Source organism: Klebsiella sp. AqSCr (assembly GCF_008452795.1).
GTDB classification, from domain to species: domain Bacteria; phylum Pseudomonadota; class Gammaproteobacteria; order Enterobacterales; family Enterobacteriaceae; genus Klebsiella; species Klebsiella pneumoniae.
Window position 1 is genome coordinate 1,434,234 of the sequence record NZ_MJDM01000005.1, and the last position, 26,022, is coordinate 1,460,255.

The window sequence follows — 26,022 nt, forward strand, 5'->3', positions numbered from 1 at the left end:
CTTAAAGGTGCAATGACGCAAGACGCAGTATTTCGTTTTGCGTGGTGGTTTTAGTCTCAACAATGCCCGCGACCAGGCCGTTGCTCATCACCAGAATGCGGTCGGTAATCCCCAGCAGTTCCGGCATTTCGGAAGAAATAATAATGATCCCTTTGTCTTTTTTAGCCAGTTCGGCAATCAGCTGATAGATTTCAAACTTGGCGCCGACGTCGATACCGCGCGTTGGCTCATCCAGCATCAGGATCTCCGGCTGGGTCAGCAGCCAGCGGCCTATAATGACCTTTTGCTGGTTACCACCGGAAAGCGAGCCAATCTGCGTATGCTGACCGGGGGTTTTGACGCGCATCGAGTCAATAACCCATTGGGTATCGCTCTTCATTCGCGAGTTATCCAGCAAGCCGACGCTGTTTTTATATTTCTTAATATTGGAGATCAGCGAGTTAAACCCGATATCCAGATAGGCGTAAATCCCGGTAGAGCGCCGCTCCTCGGTCACCAGCGCAAAACCGTGGTTTATCGCCTCGTTGGCGCTGTGGTTGTTGATCTTCTTGCCGTGCAGCGTGATGGTGCCGCTGGCCTTCTCACGGATGCCGAACAGGGTCTCCACGATGTCGGTGCGTTTAGCGCCCACCAGGCCGGCGATACCGAGAATTTCGCCCTTATGCAGGTCAAAGGAGACATCGCGAATGGAGGGCTGGCGCAGCGAGGTGAGATTGCGCACCTGGAGGATCACTTCGCCCGGAGTGTTTTCGCGATCCGGAAAACGCTGGTTAAGCGAACGCCCGACCATCATGGCGATGATCTTATCCATATCCAGCCCTTCCAGCGGCTGGGTGGCGATCCACTGGCCGTCGCGCAGGATGGTTATTTCATCGCACAATTGGAAAATTTCTTCCATTTTATGCGAGATATAGACGATACCGCAGCCGCGATCTTTCAGCTTACGGATGATCTTAAACAGATGGTTGACCTCTTTTTCCGTCAGCGATGACGTCGGCTCATCCATGATGACGATTTTGGCGTCATAGGAAAACGCCTTCGCGATCTCAATCATCTGCATCTGAGATACCGATAAGGTACCGACGCGGGCGCGCGGATCGATATCAATATCCAGCTCATCAAAAATGGCCTTGGTATCCCGGTACATTTTGTCCTGATCGACAAACATGCCTTTAGTTGGATAGCGCCCGAGCCACATGTTATCCATGACCGAACGCTGTAATACCAGGTTTAATTCCTGATGCACCATCGAAATACCGTTTTCCAGGGCTTCTTTCGCCGAATGGAAATCGATCTCTTTTCCCTGAAAAAGAATGCTACCGGAATCTTTTTGATAGATCCCAAAAAGGCATTTTAATAATGTCGATTTACCGGCGCCGTTCTCACCCATTAACGCATGAATGGAGTGCGGACGAACCTTCAGGTTGACATTATCAAGAGCCTTGACGCCAGGAAACGATTTGTTGATGTTGCTCATCTCCAACAAATATTCGCCTGACCGTTCGCTATTATTGCTGACCATAGTTATACCTGGCTGCGTTCATGCAAGCCCCGTCCGGCGCACTAGCGCCAGCAGGAGTCTGGTTCTGTATCAGGAATAATCGGGCGTGGATAACCCACGCCCGCAACTCACATCACGATTATTTGCCGGTAAACTGGCTCAGGTTGTCTTTATCGACGCCCACGTAGGGGACGCGAACAATCTTGTTGTCAATTTTCCAGTTGGTGCCTGCCGCGGCGTCTTTCCCGTCGGCAAGGTTTTTCGCCAGCTCGAAGGTCGCTTTTGCCTGGTTGTTGGCATCGTTCAGCACAGTACCGGCCATCGCGCCGGATTTCACCAGCGCCAGGGCTTCCGGCAGGGCATCAACGCCGAACACCGGAATGCTGCTCTTGTTGTGCGCTTTCAGCGCTTCAACCGCGCCCATCGCCATGGCGTCGTTGTTAGCGATCACCACTTCAATCTTGTTGGCATTCGGGCCGGAGAGCCAGGCGTCCATTTTGTCTTTCGCCTGGGCGGTATCCCACATCGCGGTATCCAGCTGCAGCTGCTGGGTCTTCAGACCTTTATCATTCAGCTCTTTAATAACGTAAGTGGTACGCGCTTCCGCATCCGGATGGCCCGGCTCGCCTTTCAGCAGGACGTACTGGATCTGACCGTCTTTATTCAGATCCCAGTTCGGGTTGGCTTTCCAGTGCTTGGCGATCAGATCGCCCTGAATAATCCCCGACTCTTTCGAGTCGGTACCGACGTAATAAGCCTTGTCATAACTATCCAGCGCTTTGCGGGAAGGCTCTTTGTTGAAGAACACCACCGGAATATTCTGCCCGCGCGCCTTTTCAATCACCGTACCTGCGGCGGCCGGGTCAACCAGGTTAATCGCCAGCGCCTTCACGCCTTTCGCCAGCAGCACGTCAATCTGATCGTTTTGTTTCGACTGGTCGTTCTGCGAATCATTCATCAATAGCTGGACGTCTGGCGCGGATTTGCCATCTTTTTCAATCGCCTTACGCACTACCGACATAAAGTTGTCGTCATATTTATAAATCGTCACGCCGATACGGGTATCTGCTGCGTGTGCGGCGGCGCCAAATAACAGACCAACCATTACAGCAGACAGGGTAAACACCTTCTTATTCATGGAATCTCCGGTTTTATTATGCAGGGTCATTATTGTGAGAAAATGCAGGCGGGATTTGTTGCATTAGTGTTACCGCACAACGCATTTCACGACGAAAATTCGGTCTTCCGTGTCAGGTAACGCTCCAGAAAAATACGACTGTAAAACTCGCTTAACGCCTTGTTCCTACTAAATAAAGTGAGGAATATCCATCACCTCGTGGTTCAGACTGGTAAACGCTGCCATCATAATCAGGCGAATGTTAATATACTGTGAATTTACTCACAAATTGAAAGCGGTTACATCCCGCGATCGCGTCAGTTAGTGATCGGCCCCACAGTTTGCCGCTGGGCAACGGAATGACGGCGCACCAGCGTCGGCATAAAGCAGTGCGTTGCCTCGCGATCCAGCTTGCCGGCCGCCCCCAGCAGCGCCAGCTCGGTGGCCAGCTTTGCCATCGACATTACCGGATAGCGCACGGTGGTGAGCTGAGGATCGGTGTAACGGGAAATAGGAATATCATCAAAGCCAATCAGCGACAGATGCTGCGGCACGACAATGCCGTTGTCCTTCAGCGTCGTCAGCGCGCCGGCCGCCATGCTGTCGTTATAGGCAAACACCGCGGTGAGGCCGAGATTGCGCCCCAGCAGTTCGACCATCGCCGCTTCACCGCCCTGCATATCCGGGGAGCCGGAACCGATCCAGCTGTCCGGGGCGATGATGCCTTGCTCCTGCAGCGCTTTGCTCCACCCTTCCCGGCGCATATCGTCATCTTCAATACCGTGGTTTGAGGAGAGATAGCCGATGCGCTGGTGACCATGATTGAGGAGCATACGGGTGGCCATCAGCGCGCCGCTGACGTTGTCGAGTCCGACGCAGCGATGGGCATACCCCGGCACGATGCGGTTGATCAGCACCATCCCCGGGATATGTTGCATAAAGTCGCTCAGTTCATCATCGCTCAGCGCTTTCGAATGGACGATCAGCGCCGAGCAGCGCTGACGGATCAGCACCTCGATGGCGTGACGCTCTTTTTCCGCCTCGTGATAGCTGTTGCCGATCAGCACATATTTCTGATGCTGCTGAGCAACGGTATCCACTGCTTTCACCAGCGCGCCGAAGAAGGCGTCGGAGACGTCCATCACCACCACGCCGATGGTATCGCTGACCTGGGTGGCCAGCGCCTGGGCGTTGGCGTTGGGCCGGTAGCCCAGTTGGGTCACCGCTTTCATCACCACGTCGCGCGTATCCGGACTCACCAGCGCGCTGTTATTCAGCACCCGCGACACGGTGGCCACGGAAACGCCCGCCTGGCGGGCGACATCACGAATGGTGATCATACTCAGCAACCTTAAGAGAATTACAGCACGTCACATTCACCTCCTGTGCTTAGCAAGGAGGCTATTCTGGCAGCGACCCGCGGTCCGCTGCGTGAGTGAGGTCACACGGCTGGAAACGTTTACATCCGTTTTGTTAATGATTGTGATCGAGATCGTTATCTGGATGTGTCTTTCAATGATGTGCCTGACGCACGCAGGGTTAACTGACGCCACAGCCATTCCACCGGCCCCTGGCGGAAGCGGCGCAGCCAGAGCGATGAGACAAGGAGGTTAACGGCCCAGATGGGGGGGACAAAGGCCAGCAGCTGCAGACGATCGAAGCGCATAAACAGCCCAAGATGATAAAACAGGGTGGTGCAGATCAGGGTCTGCAGCAGGTAGTTGGTCAGCGCCATGCGTCCGACGCAGGCGATAGCGCCCACCAGGCGGAAACGGCAGAGCTGCGGCCAGTAGCCCCAGGCCAGCGCGGCATAGCCGATAGCCTGCAGCGGGGCGCTAAGTTCGCGCGGCGCCTGCAGTAAAAACGCGCACCAGCGATAGTCCCAGGCCAGATACCACTGGGCGAATATTGCCGGCAGATTGACCGCCATGCCGGCCGCCACCAGCAGCGCGCCGGTACGCCGGTAGTGACGCAGGCTAAACTGTCCCTTCAGCCAGCCGCTGCGCATCAGCGCCGCGCCCATCAGCATCATCCCCGCCAGCTGCCAGCCATACTGCGCGCCCAGCGCCAGCAGATTGTCAGATAGCATATCCGCCCGGTTGCTGACGGCCTCCATGCCACCGTGCAGCTTCCAGTACTGCTCATACTGCAGGTTCGCCGCGTCCGGCGCCCACGAGCGATTCGCCGCGGTCCCGGAGATCATCCCCAACAGGACCAGCACCGCAATGCCGGTGAGGTAGAGCACCACCCCGGTGTTGAACAGCGATTTGATATGGTGCGCCTCACGCACCATGCGCCAGCTCACCAGCCCCACCAGGGCATAGGCCAGCAGAATATCGCCATCCCAGAAAAAAAGACCGTGAATGAAACCGAGCAGCGCCAGCAGCGTCAGCCGCGACTGGATCCAGCGCTTCCCTCGCGGAAGCAATAGCTGAAGACCGGCGCCAAACAGCAGCGCGAACAGGGTGAGAAACTTCACCTGCGCCAGCAGGTCGAGGAGCGCCCAGGTCCAGGCATCGCTAAGGGACGCGCTTCCTGACCAGGCGGGATTGAGATAAGCGGCCTTCGGCAAGCCGAAGGCGCTGATATTGAGAAGCAGGATACCGAGGATGGCGACGCCGCGGACAAAGTCCAGCGTGACATTTCTCTCCATGCACCCTGCTCCGTTTTAGTTGTGGTGACGTACTGCGCGCAGGAATTCCTGGCGGGTATTCTGGCTGGATTTAAACAGGCCGCCGAGAGAGGTGGTGGTGGTGGCGCTGGTCGCGTCGCGAATGCCGCGCGCCTTCACGCAATAATGCACCGCGTCAATGGATACCGCCACGTTGTTGGTGCCGAGCAGCGTCTGCAGCGCGATCAGGATCTGCTGCGTCAGACGCTCCTGGACCTGCGGACGTTGGGCGAAAAACTGCACGATGCGGTTGATTTTCGACAGGCCGATCACCGAATCTTTCGGGATATAGGCTACCGTCGCTTTACCATCGATGGTAACGAAATGGTGTTCGCAGGTGCTGGTCAGGGTGATATCGCGCACGGTGACCATTTCATCGACCTTCATTTTGTTTTCAATGACGGTGATTTTCGGGAAGCGAGAATAATCCAGCCCGGAGAAGATCTCATCGACATACATTTTGGCGATGCGATGCGGGGTCTCCATCAGACTGTCATCACTCAGATCCAGATTCAGCAGTTGCATAATCTCGGTCATATGACCGGTAATCAAACGCTTGCGTGTTTCGTTATCAATTTCTTGTACTGGCGCACGCATCGGCGTCTCCAGCCCACGAGCGACCAGCGCTTCATGAACGAGGACGGCTTCTTTACTCAGTGATGACATTTATGTTTCTCCTGCAGGTGTGGCGCTCTTTGCTTTTTCTGGGGGCAAAGTTTGTATTCATTGTGCGTGAGGTGGCGCACAGAATCCAGTAGCCGTAACGATAATTATTGAAATTGGCGCTGCCTTTTATTAGGGAGCGAAGCCATGCCTCAGGCGCAACGCCAAATCCTTATCGCCGTATCCGGAATGTTCCAACCGCTGTACGCATTCATAAGCGCCGTCGCTACACCGGCATGTTGGCTATAAGTTGCATTAATGATGCAGTAAGTTCTCAAAAGGAGAAAGTGAAAGTTGCTCACCGGCTAATGAAATATCTGTATTATGAACGTTTACGCGCACATCCCTTCCGAGGAGCCTTGCATGGAACTGCTTGAAGAGCATCGCTGTTTTGACGGCCAGCAACAACGCTGGCGTCATCACTCCCCTGTCCTGAACTGCGCCATGACGTTCAGCATTTTTTTACCGCCTGAGCGCGAAACGCCGCCGCCGGTGCTGTACTGGCTGTCGGGGCTGACCTGTAACGATGAGAACTTTACCACCAAGGCGGGCGCCCAGCGCATTGCCGCCGAGCTGGGCATCGCGCTGGTGATGCCGGATACCAGCCCGCGCGGTGACGAGGCGGCCAACGTCGACGGTTACGATCTCGGACAAGGCGCCGGCTTCTACCTGAACGCCACCGAGGCGCCCTGGGCGGCGCACTACCGAATGTACGATTACCTGCGTGACGAACTGCCCGCGCTTATTCGTAGCGAGTTTAGCGTCGGCGAACGCTGCGCCGTCAGCGGCCACTCGATGGGCGGCCACGGCGCGCTCATCATGGCGCTCAAAAATCCCGGCCGCTACGCCAGCGTCTCCGCCTTCGCGCCGATAGTCAATCCCTCCCAGGTCCCGTGGGGCAAGAAAGCGTTTACCGCCTATCTCGGCGCGGATGAATCGGCATGGCACTCCTGGGACAGCTGCGCGCTGATGCAGGCCAGCCGGCCGGAGGACGCCGTGCCGACGCTTATCGATCAGGGCGACAACGATCCATTCCTTGCCGGACAGTTGCAGCCGGCGGTACTGGCGGAGGTCGCGCGGCAGAAGGCCTGGCCGTTAACGCTGCGCATCCAGCCCGGTTACGACCACAGCTATTACTTTATTGCCTCGTTTATTGAAGACCATCTGCGCTTCCATGCGCAGCATCTCTTTGGCTAAACGCCAATGCGCCGCGAAGCTGCTTCGCGGCGCATGTTCAGGCCTACAGGACGCGTTTTAGCGCCGGCAATCAGAAGCGATAATCCACCGCCATAAAGTAGCGACGGCCTTCTTCGGTATAGCTGTAGTCGTCCCGGCTCAGATCTTTATCACCCACGTTCTGCACCCCGGAGCGCAGTTTCACGTTTTTGGTCACCTGCCATGCCGCGCCAACGTCAAACAGGGTGTAGCCGCCCGGCGTTTTGCCGGTGGCGCTCACCGCGCGCTGCTGGCCGGTATAGTTGGCCGTCACGTAGAAGGACCAGTCGTCCAGCGGTTTCCAGTCGAGCGTGCCGTTGGCGGTATGGAACGGCAGCGTCTGCAGCGGTTTGTCGCCGCCATTGCTCAGATCGCGACCATCGTTGTAGGTGTAGTTCACCGTCAGCTTCCACTCATCGCCAAACGGGATCTTCACCTCCGTCTCCACCCCTTTGATGCGGGCTTTGTTGACGTTGAAATAGCGGAAGATCGGCACGCGCTTGCCGTTGACGGTTTTCCAGCCGACAAAGTTCGGGTAGCCCGGCGCTTCGCTGGCGCTGGAAGTGCGCAGAACGTCGATCATGTCGTCGACATTATTCTGGAAGGTGGTGATGCTGCCTTCGACATTTTCAAGCCAGCCCTCTTCCCCGCGGTAGTAGAGACCGAGCTCGAAGCTTTCGCTGGTTTCCGGTTTCAGATCCGGGTTACCGACGATGCTGCACGAGCCGCGGCAGGAGTTGGTGGTCCAGTCGGGGTTAAGCTGCAGCAGCGACGGGGCTTTAAACGCCGTCGCCCAGCCGCCTTTGACGGTGACGGTATCGGTGGCGTTATACACCAGATAGGCGCGCGGGCTCCAGTGATCGCCATAGGTCTGATGGTCGTCCATACGAATGCCGGTGGTCAGCGCCAGCGGCTCGATGATGCGCCATTCGTCTTCGATAAACAGGGCGTACTGGCTAGCCGACGTTGACTGGCCGCCGCTGCTCAGGTTGACCGGATCTTTCAGTTTGTCGTGGCGCCATTCGCCGCCGAAGGTCACCAGCTGGTTAATCATGCCCAGCGGCAGGACATACTTGCCGTCGATGGCATTGCTTTCCGAGGTAATAGTCCCGCTCTGCCCTGGATTTTTGTTATCCACCTTTTCGCCGTAGAACTTGAGCTCGCTGTTGCCGATATCCCAGCGGCCGTTATGGCTCAGAGAGTAGTTCTCCCGCTCAAGGCGGTTGCGGTCAAGGGAATCGGAATCGCGATCCTGACGGTCAAAGCCGTAGCCTGCGGTAAAATCGTGGTTTTCGTTCGGCGTCCAGGCGAATTCAACATTGCCATCGCGGCTGGTGAAGCCCTCGATGCGCGGCGTCTCGCCGGTGGCATTACTGGATGACTGCGGATCGTCCTTGGCGCGTTTTGCCAGGCTGCCGTAGGCCTTCATTCCAAGTACGCCGTCGATCAGCGGGCCGCTGGTGAAGAACTGGCCGTTATAGGTATCCCCGCGATCGCGGTGCTCCTGAATAGTGGTATCAGCACTCAGCGTCCCGGTCCATTTCTGGCCGATTTTTTTGGTAATAATGTTGACCACCCCACCGAGCGCATCGGAGCCGTAAAGGGAGGACATCGGGCCGCGCACCACTACGATACGCTCAATAGCATCCACCGGGATCCAGTTAAGGTCGAAGTCATTGTGGCGGAAGACGGCGTTCCGCGAGTTAACGCGCTTGCCGTCGACCAGGATCAGGGTATAGCTGCTGCTCAGACCGCGGATGCTAACGCCCTTGCGGTTATCCCCTTCGTTGGTGAGCTGGACCCCAGGCACATCGCGCAGCACGTCTTTCAGGTTCTGAACAGGCTTGCGTTGTAAATCCTGTTGGGTGATGACGCTGATGCTCGCCGGCGCGTCTTTGACATTCTGTTCAGTGGCCGAGGCGGTCACCACCAGCGTTTCTTCATTCACATCGGCCAGAGCCGGAAACGCCAACGATACGACGGACGCAGACAATCCCGCCCGGATAAAAGGGTTTAACCTGAACATTCCAAATCTCCATGAGGTGTACAACCAAACAAACAACAAGGTGCTGCTCACACGCGCTGGCGGCTTGCCGCTCTGTCGGCGGCATGCTCGCGCTGTTTTCTCGTCGATGTGGCTGGTCGCCCGGTGTCAGTCTGTACAAGCGGCAGAGACGGGGAGTGGCTTCATCCGTAATGGGCGAAAATGATAAAGATAATGATTACGATTATCAATATAATTATGAAGAATTGTGACAAGCTGTAACCGCACAAACATAAAAAAAGCCCTCTGTTCAGAGGGCTTCCGGGTGATGACAAATCTGTCTTCGTTATTGTGCTCACATGTCTGCCGGGTGGCGGCTTCCGCCTTACCAGGCCTACGAAACATCGCAATATCAATCAGTTACGCGGTTATCTGTAGGCCCGCGCAAGCGCAGCGCAGCCGGGCAATCCCTGAAGATTGCACTTTGCCAGCAATATAAAGCCCTCTTCACAGAGGGCTTTTATCGCACAATCGCGAAGATTAACGCTTAAAGCGGTCCGGGAAGGTCATTTCGCTGTAGCGAACAAAGCGGGTGCCTTTCGCCAGCTTGTAACCAAACCAGATGACGAGGAACAGCGGAATACCGATGTAGGTCGCCGCCACGCCGCCCCAGTCAATGGTGTCCTTGAGGAACGCTTCGTAGTTCTGTCCGAGGGTGATGATCAGGCACAGCACGAAGGCGAAGATCGGCCCCAGCGGGAAGAACCCGGAACGATACGGCAGATTATTAATATCGTTACCCTGCAGGACGTAGCCGCGACGGAAACGATAGTGGCTGATCGCAATACCCAGCCAGGCGATAAAGCCCGTCATCCCGGAGGTGTTCAGCAGCCACAGGTACACCGTCTGGTTGCCAAACATGGAAGTCAGGAAGCACAGCGCCGCGATCACGGTGGTCGCGTACAGCGCGTTACGCGGCACGCCGCCACGCGACAGCTTCGAGAAAATACGCGGCGCTTTACCGTCGCAGGCCAGGGTGTACAGCATACGCGTGGAGGCGTACATCCCGGAGTTACCCGCCGACAGCACGGCAGTCAGGATAACGGCGTTCATGATTGCCGCCGCCGACAGCAAACCAGCATGCTGGAACACCAGGGTGAACGGGCTGACGGAGATATCCTTCACATCGTTGCGCAGCAGACTCGGATCGGTATACGGAATGATCAGGCTGATAATCAGGATCGCGAAGACGTAAAACAGCAGGATACGCCAGAAGACCTGGCGCACCGCGCGCGGAATGTTCTTCTCCGGATTTTCAGATTCACCGGCAGCGATGCCGATAAGCTCGGTGCCCTGGAACGAGAAGCCGACAATCATCGCCACGCCAATCATCGCCGAGAAACCGCCGGCGAACGGCGCATCCGCGATCCCCCAGTTGCTCCAGCCGGCTGGCTGCGCCCCTTTGAAGATGCCGACAATCATCATCACGCCGACGATGATAAAGATAATGACGGTGGCTACCTTTATCAGCGAGAACCAGTATTCCGCCTCGCCAAAGCCGCGCACCGAGATCCAGTTCAGCAGGAACATGATGCCGAGGAACAAGGCGCTCCAGATCCAGCCCGGAGTGTCGGGGAACCAGTAGCTCATCACCAGCTGTGAGGCCACGAGGTCAACGGCGATCGTCACCGCCCAGTTGTACCAGTAGTTCCAGCCCAGCGCGAAGCCGAAGCCTTCTTCAACATAATTCTGCCCGTAGGTGGCGAAGGAACCGGATACCGGCATAAACGCCGCCAGCTCGCCGAGGCTGGTCATCAGGAAATAGACCATCAAACCGATCAGAATATAAGACAGCAGCGCCCCGCCGGGACCTGCTTGCGAAATGGTTGCGCCAGAGGCAACAAAAAGACCCGTACCGATGGAACCGCCGATGGCGATCATGGTCAAGTGGCGCGCCTTCAGTTCACGACGTAGCGTGGGCGCTTCTGTGGTTTTAGTTTCCGAAACCATGTGATAATGCTATCCATCCAAAAAATGAGGCGCGATTGTAGCAGACGATCGGGGTTCCATCCGGTACAAATGCAAAGTTATAAGAGAGCTTCATGATCGCCCGCAAATTATTAGTAAAGCACTAACCTGCGGAATTGCCAGCGAATTCCCCCCGTAATCAGGCGATAAAACCGGGCTGCTACACCTGGCAATAGTGCAGAAAACGTTGTAATGCTTTAGAAATATGCTTCTGCCGGTGATGGATCCGCCACAGCGTGCGCGTCAGCCGGGGCAATGGCACTTTCAGCTCCGCCAGCGTGCCCGAGGCAAGCTGTTCGGCAATCACCCGCCGCGATAGACAGCTGATGCCCAGGCCATGCCTGACCGCGTGCTTGATCGCCTCTGAATTACCCAGCTCCATGCCCAGATGAAACGCCGGCAGATGCGACAGCAGAACGTAATCGACAATCTCCCGGGTGCCGGAGCCATGCTCGCGCAGGATCCACGGCGCCTCAGCCAGTTGCTGCAGGGTCACCTCCCCCGCCAGCAGCGGTGAGTTGGGCGCGGCAAACACCACCAGTTCATCCTCCAGCCACGGCTCGGCAATAATATCGGCGGCATGGCACGGCCCCTCAATCAGGCCGAAATCCACCCGCAGGTCGGCGACGGCGTTGATGACGTCCAGGCTGTTGCCGACGCTCAGCTCGACCGGCAGATCCGGGAAGTCATGACGATAGCGGGCAATAATCTCCGGCATAATATAGTTGCCGATGGTGCTGCTGGCGTAGACTCGGATCGCCCCGTTATCGCCGCGAAACAGCTGCTCGATCTCCAGGGCCCGCTCCAGCAGCGCCAGCGCACGCGGGTACAGCAGCCGTCCATGCTCATTCACCACCAGTCGTTTACCGACGCGGTCAAACAGCTGCACGCCGAGCTGCCCTTCCAGATCGGTCAGCGCGGCGCTGACCGCGGATTGCGAAAGCGCCAGCATCTGTGACGCCTGAGTGGTCGACCCACTCTTGTGGACTTCGGCGAACACTTCCAGCTGCCGCAGCGTAATATGCATAACCCACCCGTTTAGTAATCCAACCTGAATAACCTTCCTTACTATGGTGACACAAATCGAGGCGGCTGACGGAAGGAAAATCCGCTTATATCACAAAATCATCGTCTTGCCGGCGAGACCGCCCCGCTTCTGCCTAACCCGCTCTCGCCCCGTTGTAACCGGCGAAGCGGCCATTAACCACTTATTACGATTGATTATAAACATATAATCAATTTTATATTTAATCCCGCGCGTCGTAACCTTTAGGCAGACAAAGGAGAAGGTTATGACAGCACTCACTTTACCCACCAAACATCGTTCCCTGTGGCATTTTGTCCCAGGCCTGGCGCTGACCGCCGCTCTGACCGGCGCCGCCCTGTGGGCCGGTAGTTTCCCGGCCATCGCCGGCGCGGGCTTTAGCGCCCTGACCCTCGCTATCCTGTTCGGGATGGTCGTCGGCAACACGGTCTACCCGAAAATCTGGCAGCCCTGCGACGGCGGGGTGATCTTCGCCAAGCAGCATCTGCTGCGCCTGGGGATCATCCTCTACGGCTTTCGCCTGACGTTCGCCCAGATTGCCGACGTCGGCGTGAGCGGTATTTTGATTGACGTTCTGACGCTCTCCAGTACCTTTTTCATCGCCTGCTTCCTTGGCCAGAAAGTGTTTGGTCTCGATAAACACACCAGCTGGCTGATCGGCGCCGGCAGCAGCATCTGCGGCGCGGCGGCCGTGCTCGCCACCGAGCCGGTGGTCAAAGCCGAAGCCAGTAAAGTGACGGTTGCCGTCGCTACAGTGGTTATCTTCGGTACCATCGCCATCTTCCTCTACCCGGCGATGTACCCGCTGCTGGCGCACTGGTTTACCCCGGAGACCTACGGGATCTATATGGGCTCCACCATGCATGAAGTGGCGCAGGTTGTTGCCGCCGGCCATGCGGTCAGCCCGGACGCGGAGAACGCGGCGGTTATCGCCAAAATGCTGCGCGTCATGATGCTGGCTCCGTTCCTGCTGTTCCTGGCGGCGCGTGTTAAACAGCTGACCCCGGCAGGCAACGGCGAGAAAAGTAAAATTACCATTCCGTGGTTCGCCATTATGTTCATCCTGGTGGCGGTGTTTAACTCCTTCCATCTGCTGCCGAAAGCCGTGGTGGATATGCTGGTGACGCTGGATACCGTCCTGCTGGCGATGGCAATGGCCGCCCTCGGGGTCACCACCCACGTCAGCGCGCTGAAAAAAGCCGGGGCGAAACCGCTGCTGATGGCGCTGATGCTGTTCGTCTGGTTGATTGTCGGCGGCGGGGTCATTAACGTCGCTATCCACAGCCTGATGGCATAAAGCACTACATCTTTCTCCAGTTAAGCCGCTATCATTACCCACCCCCCAGCGGCTTTAACTGGAGTTTTTTTATGAAATACGTAGGAGCGCACGTGAGCGCCTCAGGTGGACTGGCCAATGCCGCCATTCGCGCCGCCGAAATCGAAGCAACCGCCTTCGCCCTCTTCACCAAGAACCAGCGCCAGTGGCGCGCCGCGCCGCTCAGCGACGAGACCATCGCCGAATTCAAAGCCGCCTGTGAAAAGTATCACTTTGGCCCGGGGCAGATCCTGCCGCACGACAGCTACCTGATTAACCTTGGCCACCCGGTGGAAGAAGCGCTGGAAAAATCCCGTGATGCTTTCATTGATGAAATGACCCGCTGCCAGCAGCTGGGACTGACGCTGCTCAACTTCCACCCCGGCAGCCATCTGCAGCAGATCCCGGAGGAGGAGTGCCTGGCGCGCATCGCCGAATCGATCAATATCGCGCTGGCGAAGACCGAAGGCGTTACTGCGGTGATCGAAAACACCGCTGGCCAGGGCAGCAACCTCGGCTTTAAGTTCGAGCACCTCGCGGCCATCATCGACGGCGTGGAAGATAAATCCCGCGTCGGCGTCTGCATCGATACCTGCCATGCTTTCGCCGCCGGCTACGACCTGCGCAGCGCCGAAGCCTGCGAAAAAACCTTCGCCGCCTTCGAACGCATCGTCGGTTTTCAGTATCTGCGCGGCATGCATCTCAACGATGCCAAGAGCGCCTTCGGCAGCCGGGTCGACCGTCACCACAGCCTGGGGGAAGGCAACATCGGCCACGATTGCTTCAGCTGGATCATGCAGGACAGCCGCTTCGACGGTATTCCGCTGATTCTGGAAACCATCAACCCGGATATCTGGGCGGAAGAGATTGCCTGGCTGCGGGCGCAGCAGATTGCCGAAGTGGCGTAAATAGAGACAAAAAAAGGGCCGAACAGTCGGCCCTTTTTTATTGCGGTAGGATTATGCCGCTTTTTCAACTTCCGCTGTTTGCGCCTCAGGGCGTTTCAGCACGGCGTAGGCAAGGCCCGCCACCAGCGTTCCGGCAACAATCGCCAGCAGGTAGCCCAGCACCGGCGTAATCGCCCCCGGGATCAGCAGAACAAACAGCCCGCCGTGCGGCGCCATCAGTTTCGCGCCGACCGCCATGGAGATAGCGCCGGTTACCGCGCCGCCGACGATACAGCACGGCAGAACGCGCATCGGGTCACGGGCGGCAAAAGGAATCGCCCCTTCCGAGATAAAGCACAGGCCAAGAACCAGCGCGGCTTTGCCCCCTTCCCGCTGCCCTTTGTCGAACTTATTGCGCGCTACCAGCGTCGCGATACCCATCGCCAGCGGTGGCACCATACCGGCCGCCATGATCGCCGCCATCGGCGCATAGGTCTGGGTACTCAGCAGGCCAACGCCAAAGGCATAGGCCGCTTTGTTTACCGGCCCGCCCATGTCGGTACACATCATCGCGCCGAGGATCGCGCCCAGCAGAACCGCGTTGGCGGTGCCCATGGTTTGCAGCCAGTGGGTCAGCCAGGCGAGGATACCGGCTACCGGTTTACCGATCAGATAGATCATTGCCAAACCCACGATCAGGCTGGAGACCAGCGGAATGATCAGGATTGGCTTCAGGGCTTCCATACTCTGCGGCAGTTTCAGCTTCGTGCTGATGGCTTTCGCCACATAACCGGCAAGGAAACCAGCGATGATCCCGCCGATAAAGCCGGAGCCGCCGCTAACCGCCAGCATACCGCCGATAAGGCCCGGGGTCAGACCCGGACGGTCGGCAATGGAGAAGGCGATAAAGCCTGCCAGTACCGGCACCATCAGCGCGAAGGCCGAGCCGCCGCCGATCTGCATCAGCGCCGCCGCCAGGGTGTCTTTCACTTCAAACGCTTTGATCCCGAAGGCAAAGGAGAGCGCGATACACAGGCCCCCGGCCACTACCATCGGCAGCATATAGGAGACGCCGGTCAGCAGGTGGCGATAGGCGCCCGCCGACTCTTTTTTCCCTTCAGCAGCCGCCTGAGGTTTGCCGGATGGCTGGTACGGTTTGGCTTCCGCCACCGCTTTATCCAGCTCCTGGGCGGTTTTCTTCAGCGCCAGACCGGTGGTGGTGCGGTACATCGGCTTGCCGGCGAATTTCGCCAGGTCCACCTCGATATCGGCAGCGACGATCACCAGATCCGCCTCGGACACCTCTTCCGGGGTGATGGCATTGCCCGCCCCAACGGAGCCGCGGGTCTCCACCTTCACCCACCAGCCGCGTTTTTTGGCTTCGGTTTCGATGGCTTCTGCCGCCATAAAGGTGTGGGCGACGCCGGTCGGACAGGCGGTGACAGCGACAATGCGTTTCTGCCCCTGAGCGGCGGCCGGAACGGCTACCGCCGCAGGCGCAACGTAGGGCTTAGCGTGGTCTTTCGCTTCTCCCAGGAACAGCTCCGGATGGGCGACAGCACGGTTAATATCGCCCAGGTAAACGTTTTTACCATTCAGCGCGCTATCGGCCGGCAGCGCGGTTCCCAGCACGATGGCCAGTTCGGCGTCATTCGGGTTATCAATCAGCTCAAGGTGCGCTTTCGGCGCCGCGGCACCCAGCAGGGTTTTCGCCATGTAGGCGCGCGCCTGTCCGAGTCCGGCATCAATAATCAGCAGCGTTTTCATTATGCCTCTCCTGCTGTCAATTAAAGGGTTGTAAGTCGACGCGCGCCATCATCGCGGCCAACTGGGTACGGTCGGTAATTCCTACATTGCTCTGGCTGACGGCCAGGGCAGCGACGGCGGTCGCCAGGCGCAGGGTATGCTCGCTGGATTCACGCATCAGCAGGCCGTAAATCAGGCCGCCGACCATCGAATCGCCGGCGCCAACGGTGCTGACCACTTCCACTGAAGGTGGTTTAGCAATCCACTCCCCAGAGGCGTTGACCCACAGCGCGCCCTCTTCGCCCAGGGAGATCACCACGTGGGCGATACCCTGCTCGCGCAGCGCATGGGCGGCGTCGATAACATCTTTCATCTCCGGCAGCTTGCGGCCAGCCCAGATTTCCAGTTCGCGACGGTTCGGTTTCACCAGCCACGGCGCCGCTTTTAGTCCGGCAACCAACGCTTCGCGGCTGCTGTCGAAAATGATGCATGGGCACTGACTGCGCAGACGGGTCATCCAGTCGGTGAAGGCTTCCGGGCTAACGCCGGACGGCAGGCTGCCGCTGACGCAGACCATATCGAACTGCCCGAGCCAGCTCAGGGAGTCGTTGACAAAGCGTTCCCAGTCGCCCGGGGTGACTTCAAAGCCGGAGAAGTTGAAATCGGTCACTTCGCCATCTTTTTCCGTCAGCTTAACGTTGATACGGGTCCGGCCCTGCACCACCTGGAAACGGTTGGCGATCCCCAGCTCGCTGAACAGCTGCTGAAAGCCGTCCTGGTTGTCTTTACCCAGGAAGCCGCCGACGGTGACGTCAATGCCGAGATCTTTCAGCACTTTCGCCACATTAATGCCTTTCCCGGCGGCGTGCAGGCCGGTGGTGCGCACCAGGTTCACTTCGCCGCGTTCAATCTCCGGGGTGAATCCCACCAGGTCGTATGCCGGATTTAACGTAATCGTTGCTACACGTCTGCTCATTTATGCGCCCTCCCCAAGGCCTGCGGCGATCGCTTCGCCAATCGCATCCAGCGCTTGTTGCGCATCCTCACCCTGCGCGGTAAAACGCAGACGGTGACCTTTTTTCACACCCAGCGCCACAACCTTCATCAGGCTGCGACCGTTAGCCGGCTTGCCGGAACCGTCGAGATTGGTGACGGTGATGTCGCTGGAAAATTGTTTAATGGTGTTGACCAGCATGGTGCCCGGACGGGCATGCAGGCCGTGTTCATTGCGCACCACGAATTCGGCGCTCAGCACATCTTCGGCAATGGCGTCGTCGCTGGTCAGCAGCGCCAGCACGGTGGCGGCATCGGCTTTCAGCAAATGTTCAGCTTTCTTGTCCAGCAGCAGCTTGCTCAGACGGTTCAGCACTGCGGTCGGCTGCTCGTCGGCCATCGCCACCGTGACCAGCAGGGAAACCGGCTGCTCGTCGCGGGTAAAGGCGTTAGCCGCGCGGCTGACCGCCACGGCGCTGCGCAAATTGCCTTCCGCACTGTCGTTCAGCCAGACGCCCTGACCGAGGTTCAGCGGCGTATCGTTAATGACGTGGCTAACGAAGGCGGCATCGACAGCGCCAACTTCTTTCAGACGCGCCGCGTTCAGCGCCTGCAGGGTCAGCAGATCGCTGGCCGCGACGTCGAGACTGAGGGTCTCGTTATCCAGCTTCAGCGCTTCGCTCTGCTTCTCTCCCATCAGCAGCGCACGCAGCTCTTCCGCGGTGGTGGCGGACTGCAGCTGCGCGGCGACCGCGTCATCGCTCAGCACGTGGGTCAGCTGACGCAGCAGGCCGAGGTGTTCATCTGAGCTGGCGGCAATCCCGATCGCCACATAGGCGGTCTGCCCTTCACCCCAGGTGACGCCCTGCGGGAACTGAAACACCTGAACGCCGGTCTTCAGCACCTGGTCACGCGTATCCGTCGTGCCGTGCGGGATCGCGATCCCGTTGCCGAGGAAGGTCGAGGTCTGCTGCTCGCGAGCCAGCATGCCGTTCACGTAGCCATCGGCCACGTTGCCGGCGCTGACCAGCGCGGCGGCGACCTGCCGGATGGCCTCTTCTTTATTACCGGCCTGCTGGCCGGGATGAATATCCTGCACAGATAACTGGAACATGGTTCTCCTCTCCTGCTGAATTGAATCGTTTCAGCTAACTTGAGAAAAAAGGCGCCATCTGACGGGGAACGGATTGCCGAATGACGCTGAAACGTTTCAAGAATTTTGTACCTTTCTTGCTCAACGCGCAAGGTACGTCAGCGACTTGATTGCAGAACTTAGAGGTACTGCACACTTTTGCTGAAGCCTTAGCTGTCGACCGCCTCGAACGTCAGCTTTTTGCTGAACCCTATATTTTGAAACGCCTTTTTAATTATTCGTGCCATACTACTGTTTATTTTTAGCCAGCAGGCGTAAACTCCGCGCCGTCTCCTGAAACTACAGAAAACCAAACCCATGGAAAACCGTAGCGCCGCTCTCCCCCGACGCGGGTTCGATGTCACCTCTTCCGCCTTCTTAATCGTCGCCTTTCTGACGGGTATTGCCGGGGCGCTGCAAACCCCGACCCTGAGCCTGTTTCTGACCAACGAAGTGCACGTCCGCCCGGCGATGGTCGGTTTCTTTTTTACCGGCAGCGCGGTTATTGGCATTCTGGTCAGTCAGTTCCTCGCCGGCCGCTCCGACCGTCAGGGCGATCGCAAGCAGCTGATTGTCGTCTGCTGTCTGCTGGGGGTGCTGGCCTGCGTACTCTTTGCCTGGAACCGCAACTATTTCATTTTGCTGTTCATCGGCGTTTTTCTCAGCAGCTTTGGATCGACCGCCAACCCGCAGATGTTTGCCCTCGCGCGGGAGCATGCCGACAGGACCGGCCGCGAAGCGGTGATGTTCAGCTCCATTTTACGTGCCCAGGTCTCCCTGGCATGGGTGATTGGTCCCCCGCTGGCCTACGCCCTGGCGATGGGATTTGGTTTTACCGCGATGTATCTCAGCGCCGCGGCGGCGTTTATCGTCTGCGGGATCATGGTCTGGCTATTCTTGCCCAGCATGCGTAAAGCAAAGCCGGTAGCGACCGGCCGGCTGGAAGCTCCGCGCACGCATCGCCGCGATGCGCTGCTGCTGTTCAGCATCTGCACTCTGATGTGGGGTACTAACAGCCTGTACATCATTAACATGCCGCTGTTTATCATTAACGAGCTGCATCTGCCGGAGAAGCTGGCGGGGCTGATGATGGGCACCGCCGCCGGACTGGAAATTCCGACCATGCTGATTGCCGGTTACTACGCCCGGCGTTTCGGCAAACGCTTTCTGATGCGTCTTTCTGCAGTGGCCGGGGTGCTGTTTTACGTCGGCATGCTGACGGTGCATACGCCAGCGCTGCTGCTGGCGATGCAGGTGCTGAACGCCATCTATATCGGGATCCTCGCCGGGATCGGCATGCTCTATTTCCAGGACCTGATGCCGGGGCAGGCGGGCGCGGCCACCACCCTCTATACCAATACTACCCGCGTCGGCTGGATCATCGCCGGTTCACTGGCGGGGGTAGTGGCGGAGATCTGGAGCTATCACGCGGTGTTCTGGATTGCGCTGGCGATGGGCGTTGTCACTCAGGCCTGCCTGTGGCGGATAAGAGACGTGTAAGCACATTGGTTTCCATCCCTCTCATCTGCTGCGTTGAGCTCAGGGCGCGGTGGCCAGCTCAAGCTCCAGCAGCCAGGTGATCGCTTCATCGCGGTGGGTGAGGCACATCTCCGGCGAGGGCTGCAGGCTGGCGCACACCTTCGGGCGCAGAGGGGAGCCGAAAATAAGGCATAAATTGCGCTCGGAAAGCTGGATACAACGTGTGTTAGCCGGCTTGCCCTGCGGCATGCCGGGGATCGGCGATGATATAGAGGGGGCGATGCAACATGCGCCACAATCAGTACGACATTCCACAACCCGACTCCCAAACGCTCATTTTGCGCCACAGCCTAAACGTTTTGCCAGAAGATAGCAAAACTCGCGAAATCCGCTTGCCTGAACGCCCGGGCGCGAGTAGTTTTACGCGATATTTTTGACTCGTTAAGTGACAGGATTACTGCAATGCCAAGAGCGAATGAAATTAAAAAAGGTATGGTGCTGAATTACAACGGCAAGCTGCTGATTGTGAAAAATATTGATATTCAGTCACCCAGCGCCCGCGGTGCTGCGACACTGTATAAAATGCGTTTCTCCGATGTGCGCACCGGCCTGAAAGTAGAAGAGCGCTTCAAAGGCGACGATATCGTCGATACCGTCACCCTGACCCGCCGTTTCGTCGACTTCTCCTACGTCGATGGCAACGAATACGTGTTCATGGATAAAGAAGACTATACCCCTTACACCTTTACCAAAGAGCAGATTGAAGAAGAGCTGCAGTTTATTCCGGAAGGTGGGATGCCAGACATGCAGGTGCTGACCTGGGACGGCCAGCTGCTGGCGCTGGAGCTGCCGCAGACCGTTGACCTGGAAATTATCGAAACCGCGCCGGGTATTAAAGGCGCGTCCGCCAGCTCCCGCACCAAGCCAGCCACCATGAGCACCGGCCTGGTGATTCAGGTGCCGGAATACCTGACCACCGGTGAGAAAATCCGCATTCATATCGAAGAGTGCCGCTATATGGGCCGCGCGGATTAATCATCGGTAACGCCCCGACAGTAAAAAAGGACAGCGCTGGCTGTCCTTTTTATTATCCCCATTGCCGCGATTACAGCAGTTCAGGGTATTTGGTCATTTTCAGCGCCAGCTCGACGCCGCGCACTTCCGCCATCCCCTTGAGACGGCCAATCGCCGAATAGCCTGGGTTGGTTTTCTTGCGCAGATCGTCGAGCATCTGATGACCATGATCCGGACGAAATGGGATCGGGCGCAGATCGCCGGCCTGTTTACGCCGCTGCTCTTCACGCAGGATAGCATCCACCACCGCCACCATATTGACGTCGCCGCTAAGGTGCGCCGCCTCGTGGAAGGTTTTCGGGTTTGCTTCACGGCAGGTAGAGCGCAGATGGGTAAAATGGATGCGATCGCCAAAGGTCTCCACCATCTTCACCAGATCGTTATCGGCGCGAACGCCATACGATCCGGTACACATGGTGAAGCCATTATTAATGCTGTCCACCGTCTCCTTCAGCCACTGCATATCTTCGATAGTCGACACGATACGCGGCAGGCCAAGGATCGGCCGCGGCGGATCGTCCGGATGCACAGCCAGACGGATCCCTACCTCTTCGCACACCGGCACGATGGCGCGCAGGAAATAGGCCATATTTTCACGCAGCTGCGCTTTATCAATGTGGTCGTACTCCGCCAGACGTGCGCGGAACTGGTCAAGGGTGTAGCCCTCTTCCGCTCCCGGCAGGCCGGCGATGATATTGCGAGTCAGTTTATCGATATCTGCTTCGCTCATCGCCTTGAAATAGACCTCAGCCTGACGCTGCTCTTCTTCACTGTAATCCGCTTCCGCTCCCGGGCGTTTAAGGATATGCAGCTCAAAGGCGGCGAAAGCGATCTGATCGAAACGCAGCGCCCGGGAGCCGTCCGGCAGCTCATATTCCAGATCGGTGCGCGTCCAGTCGAGGATCGGCATAAAGTTGTAGCACACGGTATCGATGCCGCAGGCCGCGAGGTTGCGGATGCTCTGCTGATAGTTGGCAATCCAGGTCGCATACTGCCCGCTGTGGGTTTTAATATCCTCGTGGACGGGAATGCTTTCGACGACCGACCAGGTCAACCCTTTTGCCGCTAACAGCGCCTGACGCGCTTTAATTTCGTCGACCGGCCATACCTGACCGTTTGCAATATGGTGCAGCGCAGTGACGACGCCGGTCGCCCCCGCCTGCCGTACATCATCAAGCGATACCGGATCGTTCGGCCCATACCACCGCCAGGTTTGCTCCATCGCTATGCCCTCACAAAAGTTGTTATACCAATAATGGCGACACTCATGACGACTACCATACATGTTTCTCACCTGGCTGCAAACAGTGCTGGCCTATTGATTGATCCAGCTCACAGTCAGCGGATAATTTCGGCTTACCAATTTAACTTCCTGTCATATAACTTTAGACTGGCATTGTTAATAAGCAGTTAAACAGGTGTGGGAAGAATGACAACAATTGCAACCGCTACGCTACCGAAGAACGTGCAATACCCTCAATACGATCGCAGCCAACTCCGCTCGCGTATTGTCCATTTCGGCTTTGGCGCGTTTCACCGCGCGCACCAGGCGCTGCTCACCGATCGCGTGCTGAATAACGTCGGCGGCGACTGGGGGATCTGTGAAATCAGTCTGTTCAGCGGCGACACGCTGATGAGCCAACTTCGCGAACAGGACCATCTGTTTACCGTGCTGGAAAAAGGCGCCGACGGCAACCAGCCCATTGTGATCGGCGCGGTGCACGAATGTCTGAACGCCAGGCTCGATTCGCTGGCGGCGATTATCGAAAAATTTTGCGAGCCGCAGGTAGCGATTGTCTCGCTGACCATTACGGAAAAAGGCTACTGCATCGATCCGGCGACCGGGAAACTGGATCCGACGCATCCGCGCATTATTCACGATCTGGAGAATCCGACGCTGCCGCAGTCAGCTCCCGGTATTTTAGTTGAAGCGCTGGCCCGCCGCCGGGAACGAGGCCTTCCGCCCTTTACCGTGCTCTCCTGCGATAATATCCCCGACAACGGTCACGTGGTAAAAAATGCCATCCTCGGCATGGCGGAAAAACGCAGCCCGGCGCTGGCGGACTGGATCGCCGACAACGTCAGCTTCCCGGGCACCATGGTGGATCGCATTGTTCCCGCGGCCACACCGGAGTCGCTGGCGGAAATCGCCGCCGTGCTGGGGGTCGACGATCCCTGCGCCATCAGTTGCGAACCCTTCATTCAGTGGGTGGTCGAAGATCACTTTGTCGCCGGGCGACCCGCCTGGGAGACGGCGGGCGTGCAGATGACCGATGACGTGTTGCCCTGGGAGCAAATGAAGCTGCGGATGCTCAACGGCAGCCACTCTTTCCTCGCCTGGCTTGGCTATCTGGCAGGGCATGCGCACATTAGCGACTGCATGCGGGATGACGTCTTCCGCCGCGCCGCCCGCCAGCTGATGCTTGACGAACAGGCTCCGACGCTGACCATTACCGGCGTTGATCTGCTGGCCTATGCCGACAGTCTCATCGCCCGCTTCAGCAATCCGGCGCTCAAACACCGCACCTGGCAAATCGCCATGGACGGTAGCCAGAAGCTGCCCCAGCGCATGCTCGATGGCATCCGCGTACATCTGGCGCGCGACAGCCGTTGGCCACTGCTGGCTCTCGGCGTGGCCGGCTGGATGCGCTACGTCAGCGGCACGGACGACGCCGGTCAGACGATCGACGTGCGCGATCCGCTGGTCGACAAGATCCGGCTGCGGGTGGCGCAGAGCGATGAGCAGCAGCGCGTCGACGCCCTGCTGGGGCTGGAGGAAATATTTGGCCGCGACCTGCCGCACAACGCCCAGTTTGTCGCCGGGATCCGCGCCGCCTGGCAACAGCTGGCGACGCACGGCGCCCGCGAGGCCGTCGCCCACGCGCTGAATTCTTAACAATATTTGCGCTTATGCGGACAGAATTCTCTTCTGTCCGCCTCAGGACTTCTCTTTTCCCCCTTTTTTCGTCAGGATAGGCGTAACTGTTACAACATTACATTTATCCTGGAGAAAAAGAGTGACCAGAACCAATTTGATCACCGGCTTTCTCGGCAGCGGTAAGACGACCTCGATTCTTCATCTGCTGGCGCAGAAGCCTGCGGATGAAAAATGGGCCGTACTGGTTAACGAGTTTGGCGAAGTCGGGATAGACGGCGCGCTGCTGGCCGATAGCGGCGCCCTGCTCAAAGAGATCCCCGGCGGCTGCATGTGCTGCGTCAATGGCCTGCCGATGCAGGTTGGGCTGAACACCCTGCTGCGCCAGGGCAAACCCGATCGCCTGCTGATCGAACCCACCGGTTTGGGCCACCCAAAGCAGATCCTCGATATCCTCACCGCGGCGGTGTATGAGCCCTGGATCGATCTGCGCGCCACGCTGTGCATCCTCGATCCCCGCCAGCTGCTGGATGAAAGAGCCGTCAGCAACGACAACTTCCGCGATCAGCTGGCCGCGGCGGACATCATTGTGGCGAATAAAAGTGATCGGGAAACCCCCGAAAGCGCCCGGGCGCTGGCCGACTGGTGGCAGCGCTGGGGCGGCGAGCGTCGCAAGGTGTCGGCAATCCAGGGCAATATCGATCTGACCCTGCTCGATGAGCCACGACGGAACACCGCCCCGCTGCCGGCGAGCGCGGAGCACGCCCACCGCCATTCCCCCACTTCCGGCCTCGCCGCGCTCAGCCTGGCGGAACACCAGCGCTGGCGCCGACATCTCAACAATGGCCAGGGCTATCAGGGCTGCGGCTGGATCTTCGACGCGGAGACGGTTTTTGACACCATCGGCCTGCTCGAATGGGCCAGGCTGGCGCCAGTGGGGCGCGTTAAAGGCGTGATGCGCATTGCCGAGGGGGCGGTGCGAATCAACCGTCAGGGGGAGGATCTCCAAATCGAGACCCTCAGCGTCGCTCCGCCCGATAGCCGGATCGAGCTTATTTCCGCGAATGAAGCCGACTGGAACGCACTCCAGACCTCGTTGTTGAGGCTTCGTTTAAGTTAAGGCGGCTAAGGTTGCCGCCGACTGTCACAAAATCGCAATGGCTATGATGAAAAACCGAATTCCTTTAATCCTGCTGCTTAACATCGCGGGTGTAGCGCTATTTTGCTCCTGGTATCTGCCAGCCAACCATGGCGCGTGGTTGCCGGTCGACTCCGCGATCTTCCATTTCTTTAACCATGGCGTCAGTGTCAGCCATGCTTATGCCTGGCTGCTGGCGATCATCAACAATCGCGCCTTCGACGCCTGTTCGCTGCTGGCGATGGGCTGCCTGATGCTGAGCTATTGGCTAAAGGCGCCGACTGCAGGCCGTCGTCAGATCGCCATCATGGGCCTGGTGATGCTGCTGGCGGCGGTGATCATCAACCAGCTCGCACAACACCTGATGCCGGTACAGCGCGCCAGCCCGTCGCTGTTTTTTAGCGATATTACCCGCGTCAGCGACGTCGTTAACTTCCCCACTAAGGATGCGTCGAAGGACAGCTTCCCTGGCGATCATGGGATGATGCTGCTGATCTTCGCCAGCTTTATGTGGCGCTATTTTGGCCGTCGCGCGCTGGGCGTCGCGCTGATTATCTTTGTGGTCTTTGCTTTCCCGCGGGTAATGATTGGCGCCCACTGGTTTAGCGATATTGCCGTCGGCTCCCTGACCGCCGTGCTGATCGGCGCGCCCTGGGTATTGATGACCCCGCTGAGCGATAAATTGATCGCCTTTTTCGATCGCTACTTACCCAGCAGAATATCGGCCAAATAATGTCTCCGGCAGCCGCCAGAGTCATTAACTATAAGGGGACCTTTTGGGTCCCTTTTTACATTTTCCCTTTTTTTCAACATGACGTTCATCTTCTTGTCACATTAATCCCGTGACAAATGAAGGAATTGTCTGTTTTTTGCCCGATATTGCCGTAATTTTGGCCTTTCCCGATGATTCACTTTTTGTCACCAAAATACTTATAAGAAATCGCGCAAAACCGCTCGCCATGCGGCGTTTGATAGGGTAATCTCGTTCTCGTTTTGCCTTTTCCGCAGCATTAATTCAGGGCATGAATAAAATTGTGCGTGACTGCACAAATTTAAGCTTAAGGAATTGTCTCATTGCGGATGGGTATTTAGGCTCTAACACGTTTGGCATTTTTTATAACGACATTGTCGTTAAGGACAACAAGGGAAAATAAACAGC

At 57.8% G+C, this 26,022-nt stretch carries 21 protein-coding genes; 8 read left to right on the forward strand and 13 right to left on the reverse strand.

Annotated elements, in window-relative coordinates; translation table 11 throughout:
• Window position 1 precedes the first annotated feature (1 nt).
• From mglA to folE, 5 genes are all read right to left on the reverse strand, one after another.
• Window positions 2-1,522, reverse strand: a complete 1,521-nt coding sequence (gene mglA, locus BHE81_RS11000) for a galactose/methyl galactoside ABC transporter ATP-binding protein MglA (RefSeq protein WP_002912876.1) — start codon at window positions 1,520-1,522, stop codon at window positions 2-4.
• 118 nt (window positions 1,523-1,640) lie between these two features.
• Complete coding sequence (gene mglB / locus BHE81_RS11005; RefSeq protein ID WP_009307413.1) at window positions 1,641-2,639, reverse strand: galactose/glucose ABC transporter substrate-binding protein MglB; 999 nt, start codon at window positions 2,637-2,639, stop codon at window positions 1,641-1,643.
• A gap of 296 nt (window positions 2,640-2,935) precedes the next feature.
• A complete protein-coding gene (gene galS / locus BHE81_RS11010) occupies window positions 2,936-3,958 on the reverse strand; it encodes an HTH-type transcriptional regulator GalS (RefSeq protein ID WP_002912919.1) in 1,023 nt (340 codons plus the stop codon).
• 155 nt (window positions 3,959-4,113) lie between these two features.
• The gene (yeiB, locus tag BHE81_RS11015) at window positions 4,114-5,271 is read right to left on the reverse strand and encodes a DUF418 domain-containing protein YeiB (RefSeq protein WP_023301712.1); all 1,158 of its coding nucleotides are present in this window, start codon (window positions 5,269-5,271) and stop codon (window positions 4,114-4,116) included.
• A 15-nt stretch (window positions 5,272-5,286) separates the two neighbouring features.
• Window positions 5,287-5,955 carry a GTP cyclohydrolase I FolE gene (gene folE, locus BHE81_RS11020; protein ID WP_002912924.1) on the reverse strand — a complete coding sequence of 223 codons (669 nt, stop codon included), beginning with the start codon at window positions 5,953-5,955 and terminating at the stop codon, window positions 5,287-5,289.
• A 360-nt stretch (window positions 5,956-6,315) separates the two neighbouring features.
• On the opposite strand from folE, the gene fghA reads away from it, so the two are divergent.
• Complete coding sequence (fghA, locus tag BHE81_RS11025) at window positions 6,316-7,149, forward strand: S-formylglutathione hydrolase (protein ID WP_009307410.1); 834 nt, start codon at window positions 6,316-6,318, stop codon at window positions 7,147-7,149.
• Window positions 7,150-7,219: 70 nt separating this feature from the next.
• Here fghA and cirA read toward each other — a convergent pair whose 3' ends face one another.
• From cirA to yieE, 3 genes are all read right to left on the reverse strand, one after another.
• Window positions 7,220-9,193: a catecholate siderophore receptor CirA gene (cirA, locus tag BHE81_RS11030; protein ID WP_110246504.1), complete on the reverse strand. Its 1,974-nt coding sequence runs from the start codon at window positions 9,191-9,193 to the stop codon at window positions 7,220-7,222.
• Between the two features lie 498 nt (window positions 9,194-9,691).
• Entirely contained in the window at window positions 9,692-11,161 is a 1,470-nt protein-coding gene (locus tag BHE81_RS11035; RefSeq protein ID WP_002912929.1) for an amino acid permease, read from the reverse strand.
• A 178-nt stretch (window positions 11,162-11,339) separates the two neighbouring features.
• On the reverse strand, window positions 11,340-12,206 hold the full coding sequence (gene yieE / locus BHE81_RS11040; RefSeq protein ID WP_002912932.1) for a DNA-binding transcriptional regulator YeiE: 867 nt from the start codon (window positions 12,204-12,206) through the stop codon (window positions 11,340-11,342).
• A 265-nt stretch (window positions 12,207-12,471) separates the two neighbouring features.
• On the opposite strand from yieE, the gene BHE81_RS11045 reads away from it, so the two are divergent.
• Together BHE81_RS11045 and nfo are read left to right on the forward strand one after the other, a co-directional pair.
• Window positions 12,472-13,521, forward strand: coding sequence for a YeiH family protein (locus BHE81_RS11045; protein WP_002912935.1), 1,050 nt, complete (start codon window positions 12,472-12,474; stop codon window positions 13,519-13,521).
• A gap of 71 nt (window positions 13,522-13,592) precedes the next feature.
• A complete protein-coding gene (nfo, locus tag BHE81_RS11050) occupies window positions 13,593-14,447 on the forward strand; it encodes a deoxyribonuclease IV (RefSeq protein WP_002912937.1) in 855 nt (284 codons plus the stop codon).
• A 51-nt stretch (window positions 14,448-14,498) separates the two neighbouring features.
• Here the strand turns inward: nfo and fruA are convergent, their stop codons facing one another.
• The 3 genes from fruA to fruB are packed head-to-tail and all read right to left on the reverse strand — an operon-like array spanning window position 14,499 to window position 18,279.
• The gene (gene fruA, locus BHE81_RS11055; protein ID WP_009307408.1) at window positions 14,499-16,193 is read right to left on the reverse strand and encodes a PTS fructose transporter subunit IIBC; all 1,695 of its coding nucleotides are present in this window, start codon (window positions 16,191-16,193) and stop codon (window positions 14,499-14,501) included.
• A gap of 16 nt (window positions 16,194-16,209) precedes the next feature.
• On the reverse strand, window positions 16,210-17,148 hold the full coding sequence (gene fruK, locus BHE81_RS11060; protein WP_002912941.1) for a 1-phosphofructokinase: 939 nt from the start codon (window positions 17,146-17,148) through the stop codon (window positions 16,210-16,212).
• Entirely contained in the window at window positions 17,149-18,279 is a 1,131-nt protein-coding gene (gene fruB, locus BHE81_RS11065; protein WP_002912947.1) for a fused PTS fructose transporter subunit IIA/HPr protein, read from the reverse strand. It lies immediately after the preceding gene.
• 336 nt (window positions 18,280-18,615) lie between these two features.
• On the opposite strand from fruB, the gene setB reads away from it, so the two are divergent.
• Window positions 18,616-19,797 carry a sugar efflux transporter SetB gene (gene setB, locus BHE81_RS11070; protein ID WP_004151122.1) on the forward strand — a complete coding sequence of 394 codons (1,182 nt, stop codon included), beginning with the start codon at window positions 18,616-18,618 and terminating at the stop codon, window positions 19,795-19,797.
• A gap of 39 nt (window positions 19,798-19,836) precedes the next feature.
• Here setB and BHE81_RS11075 read toward each other — a convergent pair whose 3' ends face one another.
• On the reverse strand, window positions 19,837-20,091 hold the full coding sequence (locus tag BHE81_RS11075) for a YkgJ family cysteine cluster protein (protein ID WP_004175066.1): 255 nt from the start codon (window positions 20,089-20,091) through the stop codon (window positions 19,837-19,839).
• Between the two features lie 147 nt (window positions 20,092-20,238).
• Between BHE81_RS11075 and yeiP the strand changes: the two genes are divergently transcribed.
• Window positions 20,239-20,811, forward strand: a complete 573-nt coding sequence (yeiP, locus tag BHE81_RS11080; RefSeq protein WP_002912951.1) for an elongation factor P-like protein YeiP — start codon at window positions 20,239-20,241, stop codon at window positions 20,809-20,811.
• Between the two features lie 70 nt (window positions 20,812-20,881).
• On the opposite strand, the gene uxuA is transcribed toward yeiP, so the two are convergent.
• Window positions 20,882-22,072 carry a mannonate dehydratase gene (gene uxuA, locus BHE81_RS11085; protein ID WP_002912952.1) on the reverse strand — a complete coding sequence of 397 codons (1,191 nt, stop codon included), beginning with the start codon at window positions 22,070-22,072 and terminating at the stop codon, window positions 20,882-20,884.
• Between the two features lie 207 nt (window positions 22,073-22,279).
• On the opposite strand from uxuA, the gene BHE81_RS11090 reads away from it, so the two are divergent.
• From BHE81_RS11090 to BHE81_RS11100, 3 genes are all read left to right on the forward strand, one after another.
• Window positions 22,280-23,746 carry a mannitol dehydrogenase family protein gene (locus BHE81_RS11090; protein ID WP_009307407.1) on the forward strand — a complete coding sequence of 489 codons (1,467 nt, stop codon included), beginning with the start codon at window positions 22,280-22,282 and terminating at the stop codon, window positions 23,744-23,746.
• 121 nt (window positions 23,747-23,867) lie between these two features.
• Entirely contained in the window at window positions 23,868-24,845 is a 978-nt protein-coding gene (locus tag BHE81_RS11095) for a CobW family GTP-binding protein (RefSeq protein WP_110246502.1), read from the forward strand.
• Window positions 24,846-24,882: 37 nt separating this feature from the next.
• Window positions 24,883-25,596 (forward strand): phosphatase PAP2 family protein, encoded by a 714-nt coding sequence (locus BHE81_RS11100; protein ID WP_002912965.1) that lies wholly within the window; start codon window positions 24,883-24,885, stop codon window positions 25,594-25,596.
• Window positions 25,597-26,022: the final 426 nt, after the last annotated feature.